The organism is Alteribacter salitolerans (assembly GCF_016901055.1).
Classification (GTDB): domain Bacteria; phylum Bacillota; class Bacilli; order Bacillales; family Salisediminibacteriaceae; genus Alteribacter; species Alteribacter keqinensis.
The window spans coordinates 273684-294137 of sequence record NZ_JAFEUX010000005.1; the positions used below are offsets into that span (position 1 = coordinate 273684).

The 20454-nt window shown below is 45.9% G+C and carries 21 protein-coding genes and 1 other annotated feature; of the genes, 17 read left to right on the forward strand and 4 right to left on the reverse strand.

The genetic code is table 11. The features are described 5' to 3' along the window. The first annotated feature begins 470 nt into the window (after positions 1-470). From JSY36_RS12125 to JSY36_RS12170, 10 genes are all read left to right on the forward strand, one after another. Positions 471-767 (forward strand): DUF1294 domain-containing protein, encoded by a 297-nt coding sequence (locus tag JSY36_RS12125; RefSeq protein WP_122897942.1) that lies wholly within the window; start codon positions 471-473, stop codon positions 765-767. Between the two features lie 79 nt (positions 768-846). Continuing rightward, positions 847-1437 carry a TVP38/TMEM64 family protein gene (locus JSY36_RS12130; RefSeq protein WP_205166602.1) on the forward strand — a complete coding sequence of 197 codons (591 nt, stop codon included), beginning with the start codon at positions 847-849 and terminating at the stop codon, positions 1435-1437. A 250-nt stretch (positions 1438-1687) separates the two neighbouring features. After that, positions 1688-2914 (forward strand): ABC transporter substrate-binding protein, encoded by a 1227-nt coding sequence (locus JSY36_RS12135; RefSeq protein WP_205166603.1) that lies wholly within the window; start codon positions 1688-1690, stop codon positions 2912-2914. Further along, positions 2889-3758, forward strand: coding sequence for an ABC transporter permease (locus JSY36_RS12140; RefSeq protein ID WP_205166604.1), 870 nt, complete (start codon positions 2889-2891; stop codon positions 3756-3758). The genes JSY36_RS12135 and JSY36_RS12140 overlap by 26 nt, the downstream gene beginning before the upstream one ends. Continuing rightward, on the forward strand, positions 3755-4567 hold the full coding sequence (locus JSY36_RS12145; RefSeq protein WP_205166605.1) for an ABC transporter permease: 813 nt from the start codon (positions 3755-3757) through the stop codon (positions 4565-4567). Before JSY36_RS12140 ends, JSY36_RS12145 begins: the two co-directional genes overlap by 4 nt. A 2-nt stretch (positions 4568-4569) precedes the next feature. Further along, a complete protein-coding gene (locus JSY36_RS12150; protein ID WP_205166606.1) occupies positions 4570-5541 on the forward strand; it encodes an ABC transporter ATP-binding protein in 972 nt (323 codons plus the stop codon). After that, positions 5534-6133 (forward strand): CDP-alcohol phosphatidyltransferase family protein, encoded by a 600-nt coding sequence (locus JSY36_RS12155; RefSeq protein WP_205166607.1) that lies wholly within the window; start codon positions 5534-5536, stop codon positions 6131-6133. The genes JSY36_RS12150 and JSY36_RS12155 overlap by 8 nt, the downstream gene beginning before the upstream one ends. Then, the gene (locus tag JSY36_RS12160) at positions 6134-7219 is read left to right on the forward strand and encodes an FAD-dependent oxidoreductase (protein ID WP_205166608.1); all 1086 of its coding nucleotides are present in this window, start codon (positions 6134-6136) and stop codon (positions 7217-7219) included. It begins immediately after the preceding gene. A 14-nt stretch (positions 7220-7233) separates the two neighbouring features. Beyond that, positions 7234-7890, forward strand: coding sequence for a TVP38/TMEM64 family protein (locus tag JSY36_RS12165; RefSeq protein WP_205166609.1), 657 nt, complete (start codon positions 7234-7236; stop codon positions 7888-7890). 19 nt (positions 7891-7909) lie between these two features. After that, positions 7910-9337, forward strand: a complete 1428-nt coding sequence (locus JSY36_RS12170; RefSeq protein WP_205166610.1) for a dihydrolipoyl dehydrogenase family protein — start codon at positions 7910-7912, stop codon at positions 9335-9337. Between the two features lie 302 nt (positions 9338-9639). On the opposite strand, the gene JSY36_RS12175 is transcribed toward JSY36_RS12170, so the two are convergent. After that, the gene (locus JSY36_RS12175) at positions 9640-10032 is read right to left on the reverse strand and encodes a sigma-w pathway protein ysdB (protein ID WP_205166611.1); all 393 of its coding nucleotides are present in this window, start codon (positions 10030-10032) and stop codon (positions 9640-9642) included. Between the two features lie 259 nt (positions 10033-10291). Here JSY36_RS12175 and dut point away from each other — a divergent pair, with 259 nt between their 5' ends. After that, positions 10292-10726, forward strand: a complete 435-nt coding sequence (dut, locus tag JSY36_RS12180; RefSeq protein WP_205166612.1) for a dUTP diphosphatase — start codon at positions 10292-10294, stop codon at positions 10724-10726. A gap of 22 nt (positions 10727-10748) precedes the next feature. On the opposite strand, the gene JSY36_RS12185 is transcribed toward dut, so the two are convergent. Then, a complete protein-coding gene (locus tag JSY36_RS12185; protein WP_205166613.1) occupies positions 10749-11090 on the reverse strand; it encodes a hypothetical protein in 342 nt (113 codons plus the stop codon). Between the two features lie 303 nt (positions 11091-11393). Between JSY36_RS12185 and JSY36_RS12190 the strand changes: the two genes are divergently transcribed. Further along, positions 11394-12473, forward strand: coding sequence for a M42 family metallopeptidase (locus JSY36_RS12190; RefSeq protein WP_205166614.1), 1080 nt, complete (start codon positions 11394-11396; stop codon positions 12471-12473). Between the two features lie 237 nt (positions 12474-12710). On the opposite strand, the gene sspI is transcribed toward JSY36_RS12190, so the two are convergent. Next, positions 12711-12920, reverse strand: a complete 210-nt coding sequence (sspI, locus tag JSY36_RS12195; protein WP_122897915.1) for a small acid-soluble spore protein SspI — start codon at positions 12918-12920, stop codon at positions 12711-12713. A gap of 159 nt (positions 12921-13079) precedes the next feature. Between sspI and JSY36_RS12200 the strand changes: the two genes are divergently transcribed. From JSY36_RS12200 to pheT, 3 genes are all read left to right on the forward strand, one after another. Next, the gene (locus JSY36_RS12200) at positions 13080-13835 is read left to right on the forward strand and encodes a TrmH family RNA methyltransferase (protein ID WP_205166615.1); all 756 of its coding nucleotides are present in this window, start codon (positions 13080-13082) and stop codon (positions 13833-13835) included. 403 nt (positions 13836-14238) lie between these two features. Next, positions 14239-14465 (forward strand) — a binding site (T-box leader). Positions 14466-14532: 67 nt separating this feature from the next. Then, positions 14533-15561 carry a phenylalanine--tRNA ligase subunit alpha gene (pheS, locus tag JSY36_RS12205; protein WP_205166616.1) on the forward strand — a complete coding sequence of 343 codons (1029 nt, stop codon included), beginning with the start codon at positions 14533-14535 and terminating at the stop codon, positions 15559-15561. Between the two features lie 15 nt (positions 15562-15576). Further along, the gene (pheT, locus tag JSY36_RS12210) at positions 15577-18000 is read left to right on the forward strand and encodes a phenylalanine--tRNA ligase subunit beta (protein ID WP_205166617.1); all 2424 of its coding nucleotides are present in this window, start codon (positions 15577-15579) and stop codon (positions 17998-18000) included. A 202-nt stretch (positions 18001-18202) separates the two neighbouring features. On the opposite strand, the gene rnhC is transcribed toward pheT, so the two are convergent. Continuing rightward, on the reverse strand, positions 18203-19159 hold the full coding sequence (gene rnhC, locus JSY36_RS12215) for a ribonuclease HIII (protein WP_122897907.1): 957 nt from the start codon (positions 19157-19159) through the stop codon (positions 18203-18205). Between the two features lie 122 nt (positions 19160-19281). Here rnhC and zapA point away from each other — a divergent pair, with 122 nt between their 5' ends. Further along, positions 19282-19554, forward strand: a complete 273-nt coding sequence (zapA, locus tag JSY36_RS12220; RefSeq protein ID WP_236784832.1) for a cell division protein ZapA — start codon at positions 19282-19284, stop codon at positions 19552-19554. Positions 19555-19559: 5 nt separating this feature from the next. Beyond that, positions 19560-20120, forward strand: coding sequence for a CvpA family protein (locus JSY36_RS12225; protein ID WP_205166618.1), 561 nt, complete (start codon positions 19560-19562; stop codon positions 20118-20120). The last annotated feature ends 334 nt before the right edge of the window (positions 20121-20454 follow it).

Genomic DNA, 20454 nt, shown 5'->3' on the forward strand with positions numbered 1-20454 from the left:
GTCACTCTCTTTGAGGGTGGCTTTTCTTATTAGGGATGATATTAAGCCATATTTGCTGTGAATGGGGATGTGGATCTGCCTCCATGCCCTTCGCTTTCCGCGGGGGTGGCGGAGAGCCTCCTCATGCTGAGGGTGAGGGCACTGAAAAGGTCCATTTTCTTTAAAGATCGGCTCTGTAACAGGCATGTTTTGATTTGCGCTCATTTCGCTCCAATCAATGTTTTATACATAAATGACCTTAAACACATCAGTGACCATCCGACACCAGAGTAGTGACGTTATTTTCAGTGGTTGACTTTTTCATCGGCCTATTGTCGTATTGAGAGGTCTCACCCTGCCTCTCACTCCCCGGAATCTTGCATCACCATCATAAAACAGCTCCTGCAAGAAGATTGTTTTTTCCCAGCTGGTTACGTATCGGGATGTAAGGGAATAGATTAGTATAGTCCTTTTGGAAGGCGGAAGAGCAGATGGTACAAGGCGTGATCATGTATTTTCTATGTTATTATGGAATTATTAACGTACTTGCATTTGTCGTCATGTGGAATGATAAACGAAAAGCGCAAAAGCAGGTCAGAAGAACATCTGAGCAATCCCTTATTACATGGGCTGCATTTGGCGGTGCATTTGGAATGCTTTTTGCATCAAAAACGTTCAGACATAAAACGAGGAAAAAAACCTTTTCAATCGGATTGCCGTTTTTATGCTTACTGCATATTGCTTTATTTGCTTTACTTGTGTGGCTTGCCGGGTCCATGTATGGATAACCGTGAAGGTGTACCGAGCCTTTCATCATAGATTGTCTGACGGTATCATAGGATAGACTACGAGAGGAGGAGATACACCATGAATGATTTCATTGAAGGCATTCCAACAATTATTGAACGAGCAGGTTGGCTGGCCCCTCTTATTTTTATTCTCCTTCACCTCATTCGTCCGTTTTTATTTTTACCTGTTATTGTAGTCTGTATTGCAGGAGGGTATTTTTTCGGCTTCTTTTACGGAAGTCTGTATTCCCTGGTCGGTCTTACATTAATGAGTTTTTTCTTTTACAAAGTTGTCGATTATTTCCCATCAATCAGAGCCCGTTTTTCAAAGATGAAACAGCGGATCTTTAAAAACCGTCAGCTTACACTGGGGCAGGTCATGATATTAAGAATGCTCCCTTTCGTTCACTTTCATCTGTTAAGTCTCTATCTGATGGAAATGACGTCGTCTTTTAAAGAATATATGAAGTATTCTTTTGGGGGACTGATTCTGCCGGCTATGCTCTTTACAGCCTTTGGTCAGGCCATAAGTGAGATGTCGTTAACGGGATCTCTCATTACAATTGGAGGTCTTGCCGTCATTTTTTATCTGATGGGCCAAAAGGGTCCGATTACGTATAAATGGGATAAATTCTTTGCATCAAGATCCCGATCGAGAATGTCTGAATAAAAGTGTGGATGGTGTCCCAAAAGTACAAAAGAAGATTGGCAATGACTCTGCCCGCTACTCGCCCATCACGAGAACCTATTCGTAAAGGGCCAGGCAGGTGCCATTGCTTCGAGGTTGATCCAAAAGGTAAAAACCGACCTTTTGGATCAACCTTTTTTTCCGGGCATAAGGGAGTAAGCAAAATTACGTGAGATATAAATAGAACATGATAAAGTGAATATATGATGAATTCAGCAAGGGAGAGGGACGGATGAGAAAAAGATTACTACCTTTGGTTCTTACCCTGCTGGCTGCTTGTTCAACAGCAGACGGGGAAGAGAATCTGGAAGTCCTTAATAAAGACTGGGGAGAAATTGAAGCGGGTGCTGCTGATACAGAAGTACGTCTTTATATGTGGGGCGGCGACGAAGCAATTAATTCATACATAGATGAGTGGGCGGCACCGCGGATGGAGGACGTACACGGAATTAAATTAACCCGGGTTCCTATGGATACTCCGGATGTTCTTCAGCGCCTTCAGACAGAACGGCAGGCCGGTCAGAGGGACGGGTCTGTTGATGTGATGTGGATCAATGGAGAAAACTTCAGAAATGCCAAAGAGCGTGATCTCCTTTATGGTTCCTTTTCAGACATACTTCCGAACATGGAACAATACGTAGATGAAAACAGTCTCGATCATCAGGTTGATTTCGGAACTGATGTTGACGGCTATGAAGCGCCCTGGGGGAAAGTACAGTTTGTTTTTGTTTACGACAGCGAAAAAGTGGATACTCCGCCTGAATCCTTTGAAGAGCTTGCAGAATGGATTGAGGATAATCCAGGCAAGTTCACTTATCCTGAAGCGACCGACTTTACAGGAAATGCATTTCTCCGCCACTTGTTATATTCCCAGTTTGATGAACCGGAAGAGCTTCTGCAAATGAGGTCCGACGATGACGAGGTGGAAGAAAAAGCCGCAGGTGTATGGCAGTATTTAAACCGGATTGAGGTGAACCTGTGGCGTGAAGGACAAACGTATCCAGCATCTCTCACAGAGCTTGACCGGCTGTTTCGGCGAGGCGAAGTATGGATGACAATGGGATACAACGAAGCCAGGGTTGTAAATAAAGTGGAAGAAGGGAGTTTCCCTGATTCTGTCCGGACGTTTGTTTTGGACAGCGGGTCAATCGGAAACACGCACTTCCTTTCCATTCCGTTTAATGCACCAAACCCGAAAGGTGCCATGGTGGTCATTAATGAGCTATTGTCACCTGAAGCCCAGCTGAAAAAATTAAGCCCTGAAGGATGGGGTGAAAATACGGTGCTGGATGTCAGTCTTCTTCCGGATGAGGAGCGGTCGGCATTTGAAGCAGTGGACCGGGGAGAGTCTGTCCTGGATGCAGAAACGCTGGGTGAGGCATTTTTGCCCGAACTGGACGCTCAATTTGTACCGTGGCTGGAGGAGAAATGGTTTGAAAACGTGGTTTCAGGCGAATAAAAAAACAATCCTACTCACCCTGCCGGCTTCTCTACTAACGCTGTTGACTCTTTATTCTATCTTTCAGGGACTGGTTTTCAGTTTCCGAGACGGGTGGAATGAGTATTGGACAATGGAGGCATACACAACATTGTTTTCCCATCCGGCCTTTTGGGACAGTCTTCGGTTCAGTCTGTCTGTAACCATGGTATCTACCGTCATTGCCCTGGTGGCAGGGACTGCTCTGGCAAAGGTGTTCTACACATATCTTGCCCGCTTTCACTGGAAATGGCTTGCATGGCTTCCGATGTTGTTTCCTCATTTTGTGGCAGCTTATCTGATCATGGTGTTTTTTTCCCAGAGCGGGTGGATCGCATCCTTAACTTATCAGCTCGGGCTGATAAAGGATCCCGCGGAATTTCTAATCCTCACAAACGATCAGCGTGGCGCTGGTCTGATCCTGGCTTATGTGTGGAAAGAAATACCCTTTGTCATGCTCATGATGCTGCCGGTCTTCTATGAGATGGATCACAGGCTTAAAGATGCAGTTACGACTCTGGGCGGGGGAAGTTTTCGGAGGTTTTGGGATGTGGAGTGGAAGTATATTCAGCATGCAATGCTTGAGATCTCTGTGATCCTGTTTGCTTTTATTATTGGAGCTTTTGAAGTACCTTATCTGATCGGAGCGACCTACCCGCAAATGCTGCCGGTTTTAAGCTATAACTGGTTTTATGGGGGAGACTGGGGAATGCGTCCTTCTGCCTTTGCCCTAATAGCATTACTGACCCTTTGTATCCTTGTTTTCTATTATTTCCTCAGCAGGCGGATCCGGCGTCTCAGAGAGCGGATGTGGGGGTCGGTATGATTACTGTAAAAAAAGGTGTGGCGGCTTTAGGACTCATCCTCTCACTGATTGTCTTTGTGATCCCGGTTATTCTGTTATTTCTTCAGAGTATATCCACACCCTGGCGGTTTGGGATGCTGTTTCCGGACGAATTCACGCTGCGTGGGTGGAATCAGGTTCTGTCCGATCCGGCACTGTTACATTCTTTGTTGGTTACGGTAGGAATAGGCTCCGCCGTAATCGTTTTAAATTTACTGATTGCCATCCCGGCAGCAAAGGCTCTTGCCTCGAAAGACTTCAGAGGTAAGGGAGTAGTCGATACCCTGTTGTTTCTTCCTATTCTCATCCCGGTATTGGCTATTGCCATAGGTCTTCACTTTGCCATGATAAGATTCGGGCTCGCTGACTCTTGGACAGGGGTTGTCCTTGTGCATTTAATTCCTACGGTTCCTTATTCGATTCGGATATTCCGTTCAGCTTTTGAGCGAACAGGTGCCCGTTGGGAGGATCAGGGGAGAGTTCTTGGATCGACGGACTGGCAGATCTTCCTGCACATTCAACTGCCCCAGTTTACCTCAAGTATCAGGGCTGCAGTGTTTCTGACGATGGTTATTTCCTTAAGTCAGTATGTTCTGACTGTCATTATCGGGGGCGGTCGGATTGTGACCCTGCCAATGCTCTATTACCCCTACGTGTCTTCTGGGAATGATACGGTTCTTGCTGCTTTCTCTTTACTCTTTGCAGCTGTGCCCGTGATCGTGGCTGGGATTGTTGAACTTTTGATCCGGCTGCTTTCCCCTTACCCGTCACAATGGAACAGGAGAGGATAACAATGGATTTCCTGCATATACAGCAACTGAAAAAAACGTATGAGCAACAAACGGTCTTTGAAAATGTGACGCTTTCTTTGCAGAAAGGGGAATTACTAAGTTTAATAGGACCATCAGGTACAGGGAAAAGCACATTCCTCCGTTGCCTGGCAGGTCTCGAAGGTATAACCAAAGGGGAGATTAAAATTGACGGTAAGGACATGAGCAATGTTCGTGCGGAGGCACGTCCTGTAGTACTCATGTTTCAACAGCCGTTACTGTTTCCTCATATGACAGTGTTGGAGAATGTGACATACGGACTGCGTATCCGTGGTGTTAAGAAAAAAGAACGAAACGAAGCGGGACTTGCCGTACTTGAAAAAGTTGAACTGAAGGACTACGGGAACCATTACCCATCAGAGTGTTCCGGAGGGCAGCAGCAGCGGATAGCCCTCGCGAGAGCGCTGGTCATTAAACCTCAGCTCCTGTTGTTGGACGAGCCTTTTTCAAGTCTTGATACGAAGCTTCGTATTAACTTAAGGTCGTGGATTCGCAGTCTCCTGAAAAAAGAGAACATGACGGCTGTTTTTGTCACACACGACCGTGATGAAGCTTCTTTTATGGGGGACAAGCTGGCAGTGATGGGAAATAAAACGATATTGCAGACGGGATCTCCAAAAGAAGTGCAGGAAAGACCGGAGTCTTCAGGTGTCACTGGTGTTACAGGAGAAGGACTTGCTCTGGAAGGTGGGTTCGTCCCTGCAAAAAACTTGCGTTTAGAAAGGGGAAATCCCACTGGTCAAAACGGGGAGAATGGTACGGTTGAGCGGGTCTGGACCTTGCACGGTGTCGTGTTTTATCGTGTACAGCTTGAACGTACGAGCGTGACCGTTCACAGCAAGCGGGATTTAACTGTCGGAGAGAAAATAGCTGTTACTTGGGACGAAGATTCGTTTGTGGAGTATCAAAGAGAAAAGGGCGATAATCATGCTTGATACACATGCCAGAAAATACGTACAACCCCTTATCGGAAAAACAGCCGATCAGCTTTTGAAGCTCAACCTGACTGCCAATCAGGTAACGGTAGCTGCATTTATTATCGGTGTGTCATCAGGGGTCTTTATTTTAATGGAAATGCCTGTCACTGCTGTCCTAGTCTTATGGATTTCCGGGTTTCTTGATGCCGTTGACGGGTCTATGGCAAGAAAGACTGCGTCCACCCCGTTTGGCACGGTGATGGATGTGACTTTTGACCGGCTTGTGGAAGTAAGTGTGATCCTCGGTCTCGCCTTTTTGTACCCGGATGTGATGTGGGCCCTGCTACTTCTGAGCGTTTCCATTATCTTTTCCATGACCGTGTTTTTAACAGTGGGAGCCGTATCGGAAAAAAGAGGAGTGAAATCGTTCTACTATCAGGCCGGACTGGCGGAGAGAACAGAAGGGTTCATTCTTTTCTCCCTGATGATTTTATTCCCTTCGGTACTCCTTTATACAACTCTGCTCTTTTTATTCGTTGAAGTGTTTACAGGCATGCAGAGGATGCTTGAAGCGAAAAGGATTCTTTCGGATACGGAAGGCGGCGGTTAGATGAAAAACCTCGTTCTCGTGGGTGGGGGCCATGCCAACCTCTCCATCATAAAAAAACAGAAAAAAGAGAGTCATCGTGATAAAAACTTTACCCTCATTTCCCCTGACCCCTATCAGTATTATTCGGGGATGTTTTCCGGTTTTGCGGAAGGGATTTATTCGCTTAACGACATTCGAATCGATTTGCAGTCTTTTTGTAACGCGCATGGCGTTACGTTTGTCTGCGATACGGCAGAACGGATCGAATCTGAGAATAAGCAGCTGATTTTAAGTAACAACGAACCTCTTGCATACGATGCCCTGAGTGTTAACGCAGGCTCGTATGTTCAGGATCCTGTTCCCGGTGTCAGTGAGCATGCTTTATCCCTGAAACCGAATTTCCGTTTCCCGGAGGTGGTTGATCAACTCCGCTATTCAGAAAAACCGGTTATTGTGGGGGGAGGAGCAGCCGGCGTTGAGCTTGCTTTTTCATTAACCGCCTGGAGGGATAAGAACGTCCCGGGGAATAAAGGGATTTCTCTTGTGACGAGAGGACATGTTCTGGATGGACAGGCTGGAACCACACAGCGTAAAGTCCGGCGTTTATTACTGGATAAAAACATCCACTTGTTTGAGAATGATGCTGTAAAGGAAGTCCTGCCCCGTCTCCTAAAGACTGAAAAAGGGGTAATAGATGGGGATGACATACTCTGGCTTGCCGGGCCAAAAGCTCCACCACTTATTGAAAAAAGCAGTGTGAAAAAAAGCAGTGACGGATTCCTCCTTGTGAATGAATTTATGCAATCGGTATCGGACCCTTCTATTTTTGGGGCAGGGGATTGCGTGACGTTACAACCATATCCTGACCTCCCTAAAAACGGTGTTTACGCAATCAGGCAGTCCAGGGAGTTATATAAGAACGTTACAGAGTATTTAAAAGGAGAAGAGCTGCAGCCCTTTAAGCCTCAGAATAAGTACCTTGCGATTTTATCTGCCGGGCATAAAGAAGGAGTGCTCACATACGGTGATTATTCGTTTTACGGAAAGTGGGCATGGAAGTTGAAGAACAAAATCGACCGGAAATTTATGAAGACCCTCCGGTGCTGAAAGGAGCGTGGGGGATGAAGAAAAACATGCTGGTTTACGGTGGAGCAGCCTTCGTAGTTATTTTCCTGTATTTTTTAAACCGGGAAGTACTCCAGGTTAACCCGGAAGTTTTAAGAGAGTGGATTTTGTCGTTTGGCTGGTTCAGCCCCGTTATCTACATACTCATATACACGCTGCGTCCGCTTGTTTTATTCCCCGCTTCTGTACTGTCCATTACAGGAGGTCTCGCTTTTGGCCCCCTTCTTGGCACTGTTTATACGCTGGCTGGAGCCACGGGAAGTGCTGCGGTTGCTTTTTGGACAGCGAGAAAGCTTGGAAAGAACATAGGTAAAGGGTCAGCTGGAAAAAGAAAGGCCATTCAGAACCAGCTTGAAAAGAAAGGGTTCTTCTATGTGCTTGTATTAAGACTCATTCCTTTATTCAACTTTGACCTGATCAGCTATGCAGCCGGCATTTCCAAGGTGAGGTTTTCAGCCTTTATCCTCGCTACGGTAATCGGAATGACCCCGGGGGTTTTTGCCTTTACCTATCTTGGGTCGAGTTTTGTGGACGGGGGATTCGGAACACTTATTTTTGCTGGAAGCCTGTTTCTTATCATTATGCTTGTTCCGCTCTTTTTTAAAGATCAGGTCCGGTCGGCTCTTGGTTTAAACAAAGATAATGATGCTTGAAAAAAGGAGGTCGAGTGCAATGAAGAAATATGATATTGCTGTGATAGGCGGAGGGGCAGGAGGATTGACAGCGGCCATCGGTGCCGTTCAATTCGGGGCAAAAACAGCTTTGATTGAAAAAGATCCCGAACCCGGCGGGGACTGTCTCCATTACGGGTGTGTCCCTTCAAAAGCATATATTAAAGCTGCAAAAGAACTCAGAGATGCGAAAAAAGCAGCGGAGGAGTTTGGGCTGGGGCTTTCGGGCGCTCCTGATTTTTCGGTCGTGAAGTCCCGGGTACAAGATGCCATTGCTGAGATTCAGCCCCATGATGACCGAAAACGTCTCCGTTCTCTTGGCATTGACGAGTACCATGGTACAGCTTCATTGAAAACGAAAAATGAAATTTCAATAGACACGGGTGAAACCATTTATGCAAAACGGATCGTCATTGCTACAGGTTCGAGTCCGATGATTCCCCCGATTGCCGGTCTTGAAGATATATCCTATCTGACCAATGAAACCATTTTTAGTATCGACCGTGTGCCTCTTAAACTTGTTGTTCTCGGATCAGGTCCCGTTGGAATCGAACTCGCACAAGCTATGTCCAGGTTCGGATCTGATGTGACCGTCATTGATCATTCCGGGCTGATGGAAAAAGAAGAGCCGGAAATTCGTGAGCTCGCGCATCATCTTCTATCAGAAGAGATGACGTTTATGTTCAATCGTAAGGTAACGAAGGCTCAGAAAAAGGCCGAAAAGATTGGACTGACTGTAGAAGGGGATAGCGGTACCACGCAGGAAATTGAGTGTAATGCATTACTTATCGCTGCGGGAAGAAAACCGAACGTTAAAGAAATGGGTTTGGAAAAAACAGGAGTGGACGTAAAAGATGGAAAGATTGTAGTGAATAAAAAAATGCAGACATCCGTCAGCACCATTTTCGCGTGCGGTGATGTGACAGGAGAATATCCTTTTACTCACGCAGCGGGACTGGAAGGGAAAACGGTGGTTGCCAATGCTGTTTTTGGAGTAAAGCAGTCGGTTGACTACACCCACACCCCCTATACGATTTATACAGACCCTGAAGTTTTTCATTTGGGTTTGACGGAAAAAGAAGCCCGGGATGAGTATGGAGATAACATTCATGTTTACAGGAGCGATGCAAGGCATGTTGACCGGTTTACAGCAGAGCGGATCAAAACAGGTCTGGTGAAAATCATTACTGACAAAAAAGGTGCGATTCTCGGCGCACATGCTATCGGTACCCTGGCCGGGGACTGGATGCAGGAAGTGGTGTTCGCCAAACAGCACGGTCACAAAATCAAGGATTTTTCCAGTGTGATCCACCCTTATCCGAGTCACGGGGAAATGGTCTCAAAAGCGGCCGATCAATACTGGCAAAAGCGGCTCTTCGAAGGAAAAGTCCCAAAGTTGACGGAAACGTATATCAAATGGTTACGATGAAATAAGAGAGGCTGGGACAATAAGAAAGAGTTTAGCTGAGAATCCGAACATTAGTGCGAAGATCGAGGAGGCTCACCAGCTTCCCGCGGAAAGCGAAGTATTTTTAGGAGCGATTTATTTGCACCGCATTTTATTCGTTCAGATTCTTGTTGACAAAAACACTTCTGTCCAACCTCTTTAAAGAGTAGCCGTCCCTCTTTATAGAGACCGGAAGGAGTGGGTTTACTCCTTCAGGTCGAGCAGCGTACGAAGCCATTGACAGTCTGCTTTTAAACTTTTTGGACACTGCTCTGTTGAGGGAGTTAATTCATTTTCTTTAGCAGCTCTTTAATCGGGCTGTTCCATTCGATTTTTGCGTGAGGATAGCGAATGGAAATTTCCTTCTCAATAAAAAGGAAGTCTGTTTTCCTGAGCCCTTTCAGCTTGTCTTTTTCTTCCGTCCATACCGTAATGGAGGTCACCTCAAAGGAGTCATTAATGGTTCCGAGGTATTTTTCCCCTTCAAACATGACATGTCCATAAGTCAGGAAAAAGTTCTTCCTAACGTTGTTTGAGTCATCAAGGAAATAAAACCCGCCTTTGTTACGGGCAATTTCAAGCTTGCGGCGAGGGTCAACAGCATACTTTATGACACTGAACACGAGTATGGAAACAGCAATCAGCAGAAGGATTCGGAACAGAATGACGCTGAGCATAGTTATCTCTCCTTTAATAAACCTTATATATAACAATCATGATTTTTGTTTTATTCCTTAGTGTATACGAAAGGAATTAAAAAAAGTTTCAACTGTCATGTAATTTCTTTGGATTCATTATTATGGGTTACGAACCTTCAGCGATAAAGTTCCAGAAAATAAATGAACAAATGATGAATTTTGTACAATAATAACTGGAGTGATACGATTACACTGATAGTAATAGTGTAATCACAATCTGAAAGGAGAAAAGAGCGAAATGCAGCCGACTTTACATGTAAAGCGCATCCATGAAGATGCTATTTTACCAGAACGGGCGCACGAGGGTGATGCTGGTCTGGATTTATATGCAATAGAAAGAAAAGAATTGAAACCCGGAGAAAGCGCGCTCATAGGAACAGGGATTCAGATTGCACTGCCAGAAGGCACTGAAGCCCAGGTCAGACCTCGAAGCGGACTTGCCCTCAAGCATTCTGTAACTGTTTTAAACAGTCCGGGTACCATTGACGAAGGATACAGAGGAGAAGTTAAAATTATTTTGATTAATCATGGTAAAGAACCTTTTATTGTGGAGAAGGAAATGCGTATCGCACAGATGGTGATCGCTCCGGTATTGTTCGTAAACGTATCAGAAACGAATGATCTTTCCGAAACTATCCGTGCAGAAAAAGGATTTGGATCGTCTGGCAAATAATGATTACGATCTCTTCATCCTTTTATTTTTTTGACGCCTTCCCGTTTTTTTCACCAGTCAATTCTGCAAGTTGCTTTTGCAGTTCATCTAATTGATTCTGCATTTCAGTAAACTTGGCTTCCTGTGCCTGCTCATCCTTAAGGTTCTGGATATTACCCTGAATTTCCTCATCAATGGCAATCTTAGCTGCAACTGTAGCAAGAGCATCAGCAAAGGTTGTAAGGAATCCGGCAACTAAAGCAAGCTTTAAGCTTAAGCTTACATCATAGGGATTGTTCGTTTTTTTAGTTTCATTGTTCATTGCAGTAATCGTATTGATATCATCAACAAACCTTTGAAGGTTTTGAGGCGGATTATTGTTCATTTACCCTGTACCTCCCGTTTTAAATACTTCACTCTCGAATTGCTTTTACCATAAGGCTGGCTGGAATTCTGCCCTTACCTCGTTACTGTCAATCTTATATAACCTGTCTTTTCTAAGGCATTAAGCTCTTATATCATATGGATTCAAAACGGTATTGGTTGCTTGCCTACCTGTCTGTTTGATCAGAATTGATAGTCATCTGACCTCCGGGCTTTAGCATCATAACGTTTGAGCGGCAGGTGTAAAAACGTTATACTATTTGAAGATACATAATTTTGTAATAAATTCAGGAGGGTTTAACACATGGATAATACGCTTAAGATGCTCAAAGAGCTCACTGATGCCAATGGGATTCCGGGTAACGAACGTGAAGCCCGTGACGTCATGAAAAAACATATCGAGCCTTTTGCCGATGAGATTGAAACTGACGGCCTCGGAAGCCTGATTGCTAAAAAGACCGGTTCTGTTTCTGACGGTCCTAAAATTATGGTTGCCGGTCATTTGGATGAAATCGGTTTTATGGTAACCAATATTGATGATAACGGCTTTTTGAAATTTCAGACGGTCGGCGGATGGTGGGAGCAGGTCATGCTCGCCCAGCGTGTGACGGTAATGACAAAAGACGGAAACATTCCCGGAGTGATCGGGTCCAAGCCTCCGCATATCCTCCCCCCGGAAGCACGAAAGAAAAGCGTGGATAAAAAAGACATGTACATTGATATCGGTGCCTCCAGCCGTGAAGAAGCAGCTGAATTCGGTGTGCGCCCGGGAGACTCTGTGGTACCGGTGTGTGAATTTACTGTAATGAAAAATGAAAAGATGCTTATGGCCAAAGCGTGGGACAACCGCATCGGCTGTGCCATTGCCATCGAAGTTCTCCGCCAGCTGAAAGACGAAAACCATCCGAACACGGTATACGGTGTCGGAACGGTTCAGGAAGAAGTCGGTCTCCGCGGTGCCCGCACGGCAGCCCACCACATTCAGCCTGACATCGGATTCGGAGTGGATGTCGGTATTGCCGGCGATACTCCGGGAGTAAGCGACCGTGATGCTCTGGCTAAAATGGGTAAAGGCCCGCAGATCATCATGTACGATGCATCCATGGTTAGCCATAAAGGTCTTCGTGATTTCGTAACTGGAACAGCGGACGACAAAGAAATTCCTTACCAGTTTGACTATGTACCAGGGGGCGGAACAGACTCAGGTGCGATCCACTTAACAGCGAACGGTGTACCTGCATTGTCCATTACGATTGCGACGCGCTACATTCATACCCATGCGGCAGTTCTTCACCGCGACGATTTTGAAAATGCCGTGAAGCTGATTGTAGAGGTTATTAAAAAGCTTGACCGTGATACAGTAAATAAAATTACGTTTGAATAATACGGATGAAAAGGCAGCTGCGGCTGTCTTTTTTGTGTATTTTAGTTAGAGGGGAGTGGTTTTTTTGGCCTTTTGTGTTAAAAATTCAAACGCGATTGTTAAATAATGGGGCGCGAGTGTGAATAATTGCCCCCTGATGAGATTTCATGGAAAATAAATCCCAATATCCTGTTATAACAACGACCTTCATCCTCTTAAACACAAAAACCGGCCTCATAAGAAGCCGGTTTTGGATATTTACTTCTGCAAGCCCTGGGAAATCTGCTGAATCATTTCAGCTTTTTCCTGCTCATTTGCTTCCTGCCAGTAAATTTCAAATAAAACGCCAAGACCTGGCAGCATCTTTTCTTCTTTGCTCTGGATCGCGTCCTGAATCGTCGCTTCTACTTTTTCTTCGTCACTGCCCTGAATGTTCTGCATAATAGCACCGCGCAGATTAAAGCTCATGGTTATCATCCTTTCATCATATCTAACTCCTGAAACAAAAACATCCCTCGCATTTTGGATGTAGTCTCAGGTATAGTATGATATTAAAAAGAAGAATTATGTAAAAAACATAGAGCTGTGCGTTACTTAACACCGCAGCAAGTTAAAGGAGCAGCCAAAATGGAACGAATTGAATCCCCTAAAAATCCAAAAATAAAAGCGTGGAAAAAACTTCATACAAAGCGAGGCCGTGAAAAATCGGTCCTGTTTTTCATTGAAGGACGTCATCTTATAGAAGAAGCACTCAAAGCGAACCTCCCATTTGTGGAACTCATCATTCGGGAAGGAGAGGAGATGCCGAAAGAATGGAAAGCAGCAGATGTCAAGCCTGTGGAAGTGACCGCACGTGTCATGAAGGAGCTGTCGGAAACGGAAACTCCTCAAGGTTTTGCGGCTGTATGTGAACTGCCGGAAAATGTGAACATTCCTCTTGAAACCGGCCAGTTTCTTTTTCTCGACCGTATACAGGACCCGGGGAACATGGGAACAATTATCCGCACTGCCCACGCAGCAGGCGTGACGGGAATCGCTTACTCTGAAGGAACAGCGGACCCTTATAACAGTAAAGTCATCCGCTCCACTCAAGGGTCTTTGTTCCATATTCCTGTTCAGAAGATGGACCTGCAGGAAGCGATTGCCTTGTGCAAAGAAAACGGTGTACCGGTATTCGGCACATCCTTTGACGGAAGCACCTATTCCGCTATCGAGCCCCAGCAGAAGTTTGCCCTGCTTCTGGGAAACGAAGGTCAGGGTATTGACGAAGAACTTCTTGCACAAACAGATCACAATCTTTACATCCCCTTATACGGAGGGGCGGAATCCCTTAACGTAAGCGTGGCAGCGGGAATCCTCCTGTATCATCTCAAGGTCGTTTAAAGCAGCCAGACAGAAACAGCGGAGCGTCACGGCACCTCCATGAATCGGGGTGCATCCAGTTTTGTTTCGCTTGTTAAAGACCATTGTTGCTTTTATATAAAATAGGTTGATTGCAGCGAATGCGCGACACTCCTGGAGGAGCAATGAGCGTTTACATCACGAATAAGCTCCGAGTTGTTTCGACGCAGAAAGCTTGGAAGAATAAGCTGCAGAGGAAGAAGCAGGGATTCTTCCATTCACCGGCGCCCCCGCTGCAATGACCGGAAATCAACAACTGAGTTTAACAGAGCCTTTTATTTAGTAACCTGCTTTAAAAAGTATAAAAATGGTTAGAATGTATACCCAGAGCCGTTGCAACAAAAAAGGAAAAAGGATATAATTAACCCCAGACAATTACAGCCTTTTAAAAACTGTGATGGAGAGTAGTACGCTGACCGTCAGCATTCAGGGACAAAGTGCCGCAGACTGAAAGCACTTTGATGCGAGACCCAGCCGAATTCACTCCGGAGTTGGCGCCGGAACGTAAAGCACAACGCTTTATTAAGGCAGCCCGGACCCTGTCCGTTAACGATCGAGTGAGTAAGCGTAAGTTTACTAATGAGGGTGGTACCGCGAGTCTTCGTCCCTTTCCAGGGGATTGAAGGCTCTTTTTGTTTGTCAAAAAAATGAAGATAGCAAAATAAAGGAGGAAATGAACATGCTCGACCGCTTAGAAGAACTGCAGGCAGAAGCTCTGCAAAAAGTCGAACAGGCAGCCGAAGTGAAAGACATAAAAGACGTTCGTGTTGCTTACTTAGGAAAGAAAGGACCAATCACAGAAGTCCTGAAGGGAATGGGCAAGCTCTCAGCCGAGGAACGCCCGAAAGTCGGATCAAAAGCGAACGAAGTCCGGGATGCGATCAGTTCAGCTATTGAAGAGAAAGAAGCCCGTATGGAAAAAGAGGCACTGGACAAAAAGCTGAAAGAGGAATCGATTGACGTGACACTCCCGGGACGCCCTGTCCGCCGCGGAACCCGTCACCCTCTTACTTCCGTTGTAGAAACAGTGGAGGACGTATTTATCGGCATGGGTTTTTCCGTTGCAGAAGGTCCGGAAGTGGAAACAGATTACTACAACTTTGAATCATTGAACCTGCCGAAAGATCACCCGGCACGTGATATGCAGGATACTTTCTTTATCACATCTGACCTGCTTCTCCGTACACAGACATCACCCGTTCAAACACGGACAATGGAAAAGCACGAAGGTCAGGGACCTGTTAAAATCATCTGCCCGGGTAAAGTATACCGCCGCGACGAAGATGATGCGACACACTCCCACCAGTTCATGCAGATTGAAGGTTTGATGGTAGACAAAAACATCCGCATGAGTGACTTAAAAGGTGTTCTTGAAACGTTTGCGAAAAATTACTTCGGTGAAGACCGCAAAATACGTCTGCGCCCAAGCTTTTTCCCGTTTACAGAGCCGTCTGCTGAAGTGGACATTTCATGTGCCATTTGTGAAGGCAAAGGATGTCGTACATGCAAACAAACAGGATGGATTGAAGTTCTCGGTTCCGGAATGGTTCACCCGAACGTACTGAGAATGGGCGGCTTTGATCCTGAAGTATACTCCGGCTTTGCATTCGGAATGGGTGTTGAGCGTCTTGCCATGCTCCGCTACGGCATTGACGACATCCGTCATTTCTACACAAACGACATGCGCTTTTTATCACAGTTTAAATAAGAGGAGGACGATTCTGTGCTAGTTTCATACAATTGGTTAAAAGAATATTTACACATAGATGATTACACACCTGCTGATATCGCGGAGAAATTAACCCGCAGCGGAGTGGAAGTTGATATTTTACACGAACTGGGTGAAGGCATCCAGGGCGTTGTTGTCGGACACGTCCTCGAATGTGAAAAACACCCGGACGCCGACAAACTGAACGTCTGTCAGGTTGATATTGGAGAAGAAGAGACGGTGCAAATTGTATGCGGAGCTAAAAACGTAGGCAAAGGTCAGTACGTTGCTGCAGCTAAAGTAGGCGCACGTCTGCCGGGTGATTTCAAAATAAAGAAAGCCAAGCTTCGGGGTCAGGTTTCCCAGGGGATGATCTGTTCTCTCCAGGAACTCGGTATTGAAGCAAAGCTCGTATCAAAAGCATACTCAACCGGAATCTTCGTTTTCCCAAACGAAGTGACACCAGGAGCAGACGCTCTCGAGCAACTTAACCTGAACGACACTGTACTTGAACTTGACCTCACACCGAACCGTGCTGACTGCCTGAGTATGATCGGGGTTGCGTATGAAGTAGGCGCCATTCTTGGTCGTGAACCAAAGCTTCCAGCACCTCACGTACACGCTGCCGGTGAAGATGCCTCTGATTATGTGAGCGTGGAAGTGGACGATAAAGAAGATACGCCATACTACGGTGCAACTATCATCAAAAACGTCAAAATCAAAGAATCCCCATTATGGCTGCAGACACGCCTGATGTCAGCAGGCATCCGCCCGATTAACAACGTGGTAGATGTGACCAACTACGTGCTTATCGAATACGGACAGCCGCTTCACGCCTTTGACTACGACCTGATCGGCTCAAAGGAAATCCGTGTACGCCGCGCCCGTGACGAAGAGCAGATGGTAACACTTGACGACCAGGAACGCACACTCACAAGTGACCACCTTGTTATCACAAATGGTGAAAAGCCCGTTGCTCTTGCAGGGGTTATGGGTGGTGCCGATTCAGAAGTCCACAAGGGGACCGTTAATATCCTCCTGGAAGCAGCTGTCTTTAGCGGATCTGTCATCCGCCAGGCGTCCAAGCATACAGGACTTCGCAGTGATGCGAGCACACGCTATGAGAAAGGCGTTGATCCTGCCCGTGTTAAAAAAGCAGGAGCCCGCGCAGCCCAACTGATTGCAGAACTCGCTGAGGGAGACGTTCTGGAAGGACCGGTAGAAGTAGACGGACGGGATCATACAGAGACAAAAGTAGAAATTTCACTGGACAGAATCAACCGTAAACTCGGAACGGATCTGTCCGGCGAAACAGTAGAGGGAATCTTCCACCGACTCGGTTTCTCATTTACAAAAACAGCAAAAGGATTCAACGTTCAGATCCCAAGCCGCCGTCAGGACATTACGGTCGACGTTGACATTCTTGAAGAAATTGCCCGTCTATACGGATATGATAACATCCCGACAACCCTGCCGGACTCTGTTACAACACCGGGCGGTCTGACAGAGAAGCAGGTATTGAAACGGAAAAGCCGCCGCTACCTGGAAAGTGCGGGACTAAGCGAAGCGATCACTTACGCTCTTACAACAGAGAAAAAAGAATCGGCTCTTCGTCCAGACTGGATCAAGCACGATGTGAGCCTGGCTCTTCCTATGAGTGAGGAACGAAGCACCCTCCGCACAACATTGATTCCTCACCTGCTTGAGGCATTGAGTCATAACAAAAACCGCAACATTCTCGATGTGGCTCTTTATGAGCTGTCATCTGTTTTCCACACGGTGGAAGCAGAAGTGACAACGCAGCCTGATGAGAAGCTTTATCTCTCCGGTGCGCTTATGGGAACATGGCATGAACACCCGTGGCAGCAGGAAAGAAAGCCCGTCGACTTTTTCGTCGTGAAAGGTCTTGTTGAAGGTCTGATGGAGGAGTTTGACGTAGAAGGTGACGTGACGTTTGAACAGACTGAAATCAGCGGTATGCATCCCGGCCGCGGTGCCCGTATCAGTGCAGGCAGCACAGATGTCGGCTTTATCGCACAGGTTCACCCTTCCACAGCAAAAGAATGGTCATTGAAAAACGTGTATGTATTTGAACTGAACATGGACCGTCTTTGCGACAAGACAAAAGGAGACATCCGTTACGAACCGATCCCGCGCTATCCTTCGATCACTCGTGACATCGCACTTGTAGTAGATGATAAAATCTCTGCAGGTAAGCTTGAAGCAGTCATCCGTTCAGAAGGAGGAAGACTGTTAAAAGAGGTGAATCTCTTTGATTTGTATGAAGGGGACAATCTTGAGGCGGGCAAGAAATCTCTCGCCTTCTCTCTTAAGTACCTTGACCCGGATCGCACCCTTACAGATGAAGATGTGAGTAAAGTTCATAATCGTGTGATTGAGAAGCTCGAAGCTGAACTAGGAGCAACTTTAAGAAGCTAAACATATGAAAACCCGGTCTCATTTGAGGCCGGGTTTCTTTGTGGAAAGTTTTTATGGAGAACTTTCGGGCGTTTATGGAGAGCTTTGATGTATATATGCAATACTTCGGGCCTTTTATGGAGAACTCTTGAACATTTATGCAGAGTTCGGGACGATTTAAAGAGAATTCGTCAAAAAACGACATCCTGTGGCTCTGTGGTTTTTACACCAGACGCTCTGCTTTTCCCGTATTGGCGAAATGCAGTTTTGTACACATACGGAGCTTTTCCCGTCCATACTTCCTTACTACGGCAGCAGCTGCTGCATCCACTTTTCCGCTTGCTCCCTTTGGAACGGGAAGCCCGAGCTCTGATTCGAGGTTGTCCATTTCCCGGATAAAAGCATAGCGTGCGATTACCGAAGCCGCAGCTACACTTACGTGAAGACTTTCGGCTTTAGTGGCAAAATAAATCGGTTTATCCGACGTCCAGCTCATCTTGCTCTGGCGAAGATAGTTGAAATAAACACCTGGCTGGCAGAACTGATCGACAAAAACGCCTTCTGGGTCGAGCCCCTGCTCACGGCATTTCCTCAATACATTTTCTATTGCCTTATGGTGCATCATCGCTTTCATGCGTCCTTGGTTGTATCCTTTTGCCTGAAGCTCGTTATATTTGGCGTTCGAAAGGGTAAGGAGGCTGTATGTCGAATGTTTAATAATTTCAGGTGCAAGCTCCCGAATGACCGGGTCCTTGATTGTCTTTGAATCACGGATTCCCATATGCTCTACTTCTTTCATCTGATCAGGTGTCAGATAGGTACAGGCGACTGTGATCGGTCCGAAATAATCACCAGTTCCCGCCTCGTCACTTCCAAGAAGCGAACGGGTAACAAGTTGTGAAGGGGGTGAGTAGTCGTGTTCGTCTACTGATTTTTTCCCGGTTGCGGCTTTGGCTGGCTTTGAAGCTGTGCTTCCTGAACTTTTCCAACGGGATGCCTCTGCTGACGCAGCACCTCCCTGAAACAGTACTTTCCCTGAATTGTAGGCGGTGATTGTACAGCTTCCTACCTTTGCAGCAAAGGCTGCATTTTGCGGAGTGTTTGGTTTAAGTAAGGATTTGTAATGCTCTTTCATTTTCCCCAGCTGACTGGTTGATACTTTCAGTACTTCGTGGCTCATAGTGTCCTCCTCAATTCATCGGCTATGTACGAGTATAGTCAAATCAGCCGTAAACGTCACCATATTAATATGAAATATTTTCAATCAGGATTCAACATGTTATGATAGAGTTTAGGATAATTATGACGAATGGAGGCTTATCGGTGGGAGAAGGGACGGGCAAAAGTCGCACAATCGTTACAATATATGGCCAGCAGTACACCATTGTCGGACAGGAAAGTCCCGATCACGTAAAGGAAGTTGCAGGCCTTGTGAATGATAAAATGAAAGAAATAAAAGGGAAAAACCCTTATTTGGATACGGGTAAGCTTGCCGTACTGGCAGCATTAAACATAGGAGATGAGCTTGTAAAGCTCAAGGAGAAACACAACAATCAGGAGAAAGATGGGGAATAGAAAACATGCTCACTTTATTTTTATTTATTATTCTCATTGGGAGCTTTCTTGTAGGTTTCCGGAGAGGCCTTATTCTTCAACTCGTCCATTTAGTTGGATTTGTTGTTGCTTTTATCGTTGCCTATTTGTACTATCAGGAATTAGCGTCATACATACGTTTATGGATTCCGTTCCCGACGCTCGGGTCAGAAAGCGGATCGTCTCTGCTTATTGATTTTTTCTCTATCGAGGAAGTCTATTACAACGGAATTGCCTTTGCTATTTTGTTCTTTGTAACAAAGATCCTTATGCAGATTCTCGGATCTATGTTTGATTTTCTTGCGCACCTTCCAATCCTGCATACGATTAACGGCTGGCTCGGGGGGATTCTGGGCTTTTTGGAAGGGCTCCTGATCGCCGTCATCCTTGTTCATCTCGGTGCGTTAATCCAAGTAGAGTTCATTCAACAGTTAATTGCCAATTCCTCGCTGGCGCAGCTGATTTTTGAGTATACACCGATCATTTCAAATCAGCTGAAGGAGCTATGGCTGGATGTTGCTTTTGGAGAGACTTCCTTATTCTCATAAAGGGAGTCTTTCTTTTTGTTTGGGATAGCCTGAAAGAGCAATTCTATACCAGCTAGGTTAGAAGCGTATCACCATAAAAGCGTATAAAATCGGACATATGGTCGTTTCGGCTGGTTTTGGTTTTTACAATGAATTGTGCGGAGGTGAACGGAATACGCGACACTCCTGCGGAAGCACGAGACAGGCGAGACCCGGCACCTCACCGGGGAGGCTCGGCGCGAGTTCGCGGAAAGGGAGCGTATATCGTTCAACGTAGCTTAGAACCCCGATTAGAGGTATAGAAAAAACATGGACGAACCGCCCTATTAATTGTCCGGTTTTTAGATCCTGTTTT

Coding starts and splice junctions, on each gene's coding strand:
- JSY36_RS12125 (WP_122897942.1), top strand. CDS start 471: ATGGTACAAGGCGTGATCATGTATTTTCTATGTTATTATGGAATTATT.
- JSY36_RS12130 (WP_205166602.1), top strand. CDS start 847: ATGAATGATTTCATTGAAGGCATTCCAACAATTATTGAACGAGCAGGT.
- JSY36_RS12135 (WP_205166603.1), top strand. CDS start 1,688: ATGAGAAAAAGATTACTACCTTTGGTTCTTACCCTGCTGGCTGCTTGT.
- JSY36_RS12145 (WP_205166605.1), top strand. CDS start 3,755: ATGATTACTGTAAAAAAAGGTGTGGCGGCTTTAGGACTCATCCTCTCA.
- JSY36_RS12150 (WP_205166606.1), top strand. CDS start 4,570: ATGGATTTCCTGCATATACAGCAACTGAAAAAAACGTATGAGCAACAA.
- JSY36_RS12155 (WP_205166607.1), top strand. CDS start 5,534: ATGCTTGATACACATGCCAGAAAATACGTACAACCCCTTATCGGAAAA.
- JSY36_RS12160 (WP_205166608.1), top strand. CDS start 6,134: ATGAAAAACCTCGTTCTCGTGGGTGGGGGCCATGCCAACCTCTCCATC.
- JSY36_RS12165 (WP_205166609.1), top strand. CDS start 7,234: ATGAAGAAAAACATGCTGGTTTACGGTGGAGCAGCCTTCGTAGTTATT.
- JSY36_RS12170 (WP_205166610.1), top strand. CDS start 7,910: ATGAAGAAATATGATATTGCTGTGATAGGCGGAGGGGCAGGAGGATTG.
- JSY36_RS12175 (WP_205166611.1), bottom strand. CDS start 10,032: ATGCTCAGCGTCATTCTGTTCCGAATCCTTCTGCTGATTGCTGTTTCC.
- dut (WP_205166612.1), top strand. CDS start 10,292: ATGCAGCCGACTTTACATGTAAAGCGCATCCATGAAGATGCTATTTTA.
- JSY36_RS12185 (WP_205166613.1), bottom strand. CDS start 11,090: ATGAACAATAATCCGCCTCAAAACCTTCAAAGGTTTGTTGATGATATC.
- JSY36_RS12190 (WP_205166614.1), top strand. CDS start 11,394: ATGGATAATACGCTTAAGATGCTCAAAGAGCTCACTGATGCCAATGGG.
- sspI (WP_122897915.1), bottom strand. CDS start 12,920: ATGAGCTTTAATCTGCGCGGTGCTATTATGCAGAACATTCAGGGCAGT.
- JSY36_RS12200 (WP_205166615.1), top strand. CDS start 13,080: ATGGAACGAATTGAATCCCCTAAAAATCCAAAAATAAAAGCGTGGAAA.
- pheS (WP_205166616.1), top strand. CDS start 14,533: ATGCTCGACCGCTTAGAAGAACTGCAGGCAGAAGCTCTGCAAAAAGTC.
- rnhC (WP_122897907.1), bottom strand. CDS start 19,159: ATGAGCCACGAAGTACTGAAAGTATCAACCAGTCAGCTGGGGAAAATG.
- zapA (WP_236784832.1), top strand. CDS start 19,282: ATGACGAATGGAGGCTTATCGGTGGGAGAAGGGACGGGCAAAAGTCGC.
- JSY36_RS12225 (WP_205166618.1), top strand. CDS start 19,560: ATGCTCACTTTATTTTTATTTATTATTCTCATTGGGAGCTTTCTTGTA.